Origin of the sequence: Actinoplanes sp. NPDC051633 (assembly GCF_040681735.1) — a bacterium.
In the GTDB taxonomy this organism is placed as follows: domain Bacteria; phylum Actinomycetota; class Actinomycetes; order Mycobacteriales; family Micromonosporaceae; genus Actinoplanes.
This window is the reverse complement of sequence record NZ_JBFAZH010000475.1, coordinates 1-5,607: the sequence shown is the minus strand read 5'-3', so window position 1 is coordinate 5,607 and position 5,607 is coordinate 1. Positions and strand designations below refer to the sequence as shown.

The window sequence follows — 5,607 nt, the reverse complement described above, 5'->3', positions numbered from 1 at the left end:
CCGAGGACCGGGCCGACGTGCCGCCGATCTTCCAGGGCTGGATGGTGCTGGGCATGCACGGCCAGGACTTCCTCGGCGACGTGCTGAGCACGGCCAGCCAGAATCAGCTCGACGGCGAGCTGCTGGCCACCAACGGCGACGGCCGGCGGGTGCGGGTCGCCGCCTACGCCGCCCGCGGCACCCCCGACCTGCACCGCAAGGCCACCTTCCCGGTCGCCGACCGGCACTGGACGCTGGTCACCGGCGCCGACTCGGCCTATCTGCCCGGCGCCCGCAGCAGCCTGCCGATCACCGTGCTGCTCGGCGGCCTCGCGCTCACCCTGATGCTGGCCGGGCTGGTGCACGTGCTGGCCAACGGCCGCTCGCGGGCCCGCCGGCAGGTGCAGATCGCCACCGCCGAGCTGCGCACCGCCGAAGCGGAGAGCCGTCGCCAGGCCGGGCTGCTCGGCGCGATCATGGCGAGCCTCGGCGACGGGGTCGGCGTGGTGGACGCCAACGGCGAGTTCCTGCTGCACAACCCGGCCGCGAAGGCTCTGCTCGGCGTCGACGACGACGTGTCCGGGCCGGGGACCTGGCAGGAGCACTACGGGCTGTTCCGGCCGGACGGGCGTACCCCGTTCCCCGTCGAGGAGATGCCGCTGGTCCGCGCCCTGCGCGGGGAGTCGTCCGACGGCGTGGAGATGCTGGTGCGCAACGCCAGGCGTCCGGACGGCATCCTGATCAGTGTCGACGGCCGGCCGTTGGACGTGAGCGCCGGACAGCAGGGCGCGGTCGCCGTCTTCCACGACATCACCGAGCTGCGCCGGTACGAGACCGACCTCTCGGTCTTCGCGGGTGTGGTCGCGCACGACCTGAAGGCGCCGCTGGCGGTGATCCGCGGGCACTGCGAGACCGCGGCCGAGGATCTTGCCGACGGCGTCGACATCAGCACCTCGCTGCAGCGGATCTCGCTGGCCGCCGACCGGATGGCCGGGCAGATCGACACGCTGCTCGCGTACACCACATCGAAGGACGCGCCGCTGCGGCGCGAGACCGTCGCGCTCGGCCCCCTGGTCGACGACGTGATCCTGGCCCGCACCGAGCCGCGCCGGCCGGGCGACGCGCCGCCGCCGGACTTCTACGTCGGCCCGCTGCCGGATGTGGACGCCGACCCGGCGATGCTGCGCCACGTGCTGGACAACCTGATCGGCAACGCGCTGAAATACGTGCCGCCGGGCCGCGCGGCCCGGGTCGACGTGACCGCGGCGGCGGCCGGCACGGGCTGGACCCGGATCGAGATCGCCGACCGGGGGATCGGCATCCCGGACGACGACAAGCCGGACATCTTCGAGTCCTTCCACCGCGCCCACACCGCCGCCGGCTACGCCGGCACGGGCCTCGGCCTGGCCATCTGCCGCCGCATCGTCGAGCGGCACGGCGGCTCCATCGGGGTGACCGACAACCCGGGCGGCGGCACGCGCTTCCACTTCACCTTGCCGCTCGCCTCGCCGATGGCGAGAGTGACCGAACCGGCGGGCGATCTCCTCCGGGAGCACCCGCCGGTCCCATCGATCAGCGGATAGGGGATCAGCGGATAGCGGTCAGCTGCTTCGGGCGGCCGAGGCCCGTACCCGAGGCATCGGCGCTGCGGGCCGCCGCGGCCGCCGTCGGATCCGGCTGCGGCACCGGATCGCATTTCTTGTCGGAGCGGTTGCCGCGCAGCCTGTTCGGCAGTGCGCCGGTGTCCAGGTACGCCGCGATGGTGTCGTCGGTGCACGCCACACCGCTGAGCGATCCGGCGTGCGTGGTGCCGCCGACGCCCTCGACCAGCACCGAGCGCGGGAACCGCTTGCGGACCTCGAGGCTGCCGGAGAACGCCGTGGCCGAGTCCAGCGTCTCGCCGATCAGCAGGATCGGCGGGGCCTTGCTGCCGTCGACCTTGACCGGCCGGCGCGCTGTGTCGGCGTCCCAGAACAGGCAGGGAGCGTTGAACCAGGCGTTGCTCCAGGTGGCGAACGGCGCCTTGGCGTACGTCTTCCAGTTGTCGCGGCGGAACTTCTCCAGGCTCTGCGGCCACGGCGCGTCCGTGCAGAGCGTGGCCAGGTACATGGCGTAGCCGTTGTCGGCGCCGGGGCCGGGCGGCGCGTAGAACGCCAGGATCGGCTCCGGGTCGCCGTCGTTGATCAGCGCGGAGAGCGCCTCGGCGATCGGCTCCCAGCCGTAGACGTAGTAGGCCGCCGACAGCACGACGTCGTTCAGCTCGGCCTGCCCGAGCAGCCCGGCCGGCGTCTTCGCCAGCTTCCGCTCGGTCGCGTAGTACCGCTTGCGCACCTCCGCGGCGGTGGTGCCGAGGTGGTACACCGAGTCGTACTTCGCCACCCAGCCGAAGTAGATGTTGATGTTGCGGTTGAAGTCGCGGTCCTGGTCGAGGTTCGACCGGTACCAGACCCGCGTCGGGTCGACGCTGCCGTCGAAGACCATCCGGCGCACCTTGCCGGGGTACTTCGTCGCGTAGACCTGGCCGAGGTAGGTCCCGTACGAGAAGCCGTAGAAGTTGATCTGCTTGGCGCCCAGCGCCTTGCGGATGCTGTCCATGTCGGCCGCGTTGTCGGTGGTCTTCACGTGGTCGAGCAGCGCGCCGCCGGCCCGCTCGCAGTCGTTGGCGTAGCCGCGGGCGCGGTTCAGCCACGCGCGCTCGATCGCCTTCGTCGTCGGCACGTACGGCGGCCGGTTGTAGCCGGCGTAGTCGCCGTCGCAGGTCAGGGACGGCTGGCTCGCGCCGACGCCGCGCGGGTCGAAGCCGATCCAGTCGTAGTCTCCGCCGACCCCGCCCGGGATGAACTGGCCGAGGCTCGCCAGGCCAAGGCCCGAGCCGCCCGGGCCGCCCGGGTTGACCAGCATGATGCCCTGGTAGCCGGCCGTGGACGAGGTGTGCCGCACGCGCGACACGGCGACCTTGATCTTGGTGCCGCGAGGCTTGGCGTAGTCGAGGGGCACGGTGACGAAACCGCACTGCGCCTCGAGCTCCTGCAGGTCCGGGTCGCTGCACGCGCCCCAGCTGACCGGTGGTGGCGTGTACCCGCCGGGACCGTGGCCGGCCTGCGCCGCCGACGGGACCGACCCGCCACCGAGCACCAGCCCGACCGCCGCCGCCACGACGGCCGACAATGTCTTTTTCATTGTCGGAGGTTAACCATTGAGGCTCATGGAACCTGAATGACCGTTCGGCCAGACCTGTGAGCCGGATGAGGGCAGAGGTAGAACTGAGGGATGACCCAGAACGTGCAGCTCAACTCCGGGACGGCCATGCCGCTGCTCGGCTTCGGCACCTGGCAGATCCGCGGCGAGCAGGCGTACGAGGCCGTGCGGGCCGCGCTCGACGCCGGCTACCGGCACATCGACACCGCCACCATGTACGGCAACGAGGCCGAGGTCGGGCGCGCGCTGCGCGACTCCGGCGTGCCGCGCGACGAGGTCTTCGTGACCACCAAGCTGCCGCCGGAGCGGGCCGGCCGGGAGGACGCGACGCTCGACGCCAGCCTGCGTGATCTGGGCGTGGACGCCGTCGACCTGTGGCTGATCCACTGGCCGCCGCGGCGCAAGTCGGTCGCGGTGTGGGAGAAGTTCGTCGCCGCCAAGGAGAGCGGCCGGGCCCGGGCGATCGGGGTCAGCAACTACGACCTCGGCGAGATCGACGAGCTGACCAACACCACCGGCGTGACCCCGGCGGTCAACCAGATCCGGTTCGGCCCGGCGCTGTACGACGCGAAGCTGGTCGCCGGGCACCGAGAGCGCGGCGTGGTGGTCGAGGGCTACTCGCCGTTCAAGACCACGAACCTGCGCGACCCGCTGCTGACCCGGCTCGCGGAGAAGTACGGCGTCGACGCGGCCCGGGTCGTCCTGAAGTGGCACGTCCAGCGCGAGATCGTGGTGATTCCCAAGAGCGCCCGGCCGGAACGGATCGCGCAGAACCTCGACATCGGCGGCTTCACGCTGACCGACGAGGAGCTGGCCGGGATCGACGGGCTCGGACAGCGGCGATAATCACGCGGCGTTCGGCGCCCGATCTGCCTATTCTTGCTGCGCCATGTCTGTCACCGTGCCCGAGCTGCGCCGCCGCATGTCCGATCTGCTCCCTCACGACGAGCGCCGGCTGCAGCGGCGGCTCGAGGGCACCCGCAAGATCCGTGACGAGGAGGCCCGGGCGCGGGCTCTGGCGGAGATCGCCGACGCGGTGGAGGCCGCGGCCCGGCGGCGGGACGCCCGGCTGGCGGCGGTGCCGGCGATCACGTACCCGGAACACCTGCCGGTCAGCGAGCGCCGGGCCGACATCGCCGCCGCCATCCGCGACCACCAGGTCGTCGTGGTGGCCGGCGAGACCGGCTCCGGCAAGACCACGCAGCTGCCGAAGATCTGCCTCGAGCTCGGCCGGGGCGTCCGCGGGCAGATCGGCCACACCCAGCCCCGCCGGATCGCCGCCCGCACGGTCGCCGAGCGGATCGCCGAGGAGCTCGACACGCCGCTGGGCTCGGCGGTCGGCTACAAGGTTCGCTTCACCGACCAGTCCGGCGAGGACACCCTCGTCAAGGTGATGACCGACGGCATCCTGCTGGCCGAGATCCAGAACGACCGGATGCTGCGCCGGTACGACACCCTGATCATCGACGAGGCGCACGAGCGCAGCCTGAACATCGACTTCCTGCTCGGCTACCTCAAGGAGCTGCTGCCGCGCCGGCCCGACCTCAAGGTGATCATCACGTCGGCGACGATCGAGACGGGCCGCTTCTCGGAGCACTTCTCGGGTGCTCCCGTGATCGAGGTCAGCGGGCGGACGTATCCGGTCGAGGTCAGGTATCGGCCGCTGGACATCGACGAGGAGCAGGACCAGATCGACGGGATCGCCGCCGCCGTCGACGAGCTCGGCTCGATGAGCACCGGCGACATCCTGGTCTTCCTCAGCGGCGAGCGGGAGATCCGGGACACCGCCGACGCGCTGTCCAAGCGGGAGCTGCGCAACACCGAGGTGACGCCGCTCTACGGCCGGCTCAGCGCGGCCGAGCAGCACCGAGTCTTCCAGCCGCACACCGGCCGCCGGATCGTGCTCGCCACCAACGTCGCCGAGACCTCGCTGACCGTGCCGGGCATCCGCTACGTGATCGACCCGGGCACCGCGCGGATCTCCCGGTACTCCAGCCGGCTCAAGGTGCAGCGGCTGCCCATCGAGGCGATCTCGCAGGCCAGCGCCAACCAGCGCAAGGGCCGCTGCGGCCGCACCTCCGACGGCATCTGCATCCGGCTGTACTCCGAGGACGACTTCCTCGCCCGGCCGGAGTTCACCGACGCCGAGATCCTGCGCACCAACCTCGCCTCCGTCATCCTCCAGATGACCGCGGCCGGCCTCGGTGACATCGAGAAGTTCCCCTTCATCGACCCGCCGGACCACCGCAACATCCGGGACGGCGTGCAGCTGCTCCAGGAGCTGGGCGCGCTGGACCCGTCGGAGAAGGACCACAAGAAGCGGCTCACGCCCATGGGCCGCCAGCTGTCCCAGCTGCCCGTGGACCCGCGGCTGGCCCGCATGGTGGTGGAGGCGGACAAGAACAACTGCGTCCGCGAGGTGATGGTCAT

General features: G+C 71.5%; 4 protein-coding genes. 3 read left to right on the top strand and 1 reads right to left on the bottom strand.

The window, feature by feature from the left end:
- Window positions 1-1,562 (top strand): PAS domain-containing sensor histidine kinase (locus tag AB0M20_RS24205; RefSeq protein WP_364301746.1); only part of this gene is annotated, 1,562 nt, incomplete at its 5' end.
- A gap of 4 nt (window positions 1,563-1,566) precedes the next feature.
- On the opposite strand, the gene AB0M20_RS24200 is transcribed toward AB0M20_RS24205, so the two are convergent.
- Complete coding sequence (locus tag AB0M20_RS24200) at window positions 1,567-3,159, bottom strand: alpha/beta fold hydrolase (protein WP_364301744.1); 1,593 nt, start codon at window positions 3,157-3,159, stop codon at window positions 1,567-1,569.
- 90 nt (window positions 3,160-3,249) lie between these two features.
- Here AB0M20_RS24200 and AB0M20_RS24195 point away from each other — a divergent pair, with 90 nt between their 5' ends.
- Both AB0M20_RS24195 and hrpA read left to right on the top strand, forming a co-directional pair.
- Window positions 3,250-4,023: an aldo/keto reductase gene (locus tag AB0M20_RS24195; RefSeq protein WP_364301742.1), complete on the top strand. Its 774-nt coding sequence runs from the start codon at window positions 3,250-3,252 to the stop codon at window positions 4,021-4,023.
- A 43-nt stretch (window positions 4,024-4,066) separates the two neighbouring features.
- Window positions 4,067-5,607: ATP-dependent RNA helicase HrpA (gene hrpA, locus AB0M20_RS24190; RefSeq protein WP_364301740.1), on the top strand; the 1,541-nt coding region annotated here is incomplete at its 3' end.

What these genes read in the sequence shown, in the direction of transcription:
- AB0M20_RS24195 (WP_364301742.1), top strand. Translation starts at nt 3,250, where the DNA reads ATGACCCAGAACGTGCAGCTCAACTCCGGGACGGCCATGCCGCTGCTC.
- AB0M20_RS24200 (WP_364301744.1), bottom strand. Translation starts at nt 3,159, where the DNA reads ATGAAAAAGACATTGTCGGCCGTCGTGGCGGCGGCGGTCGGGCTGGTG.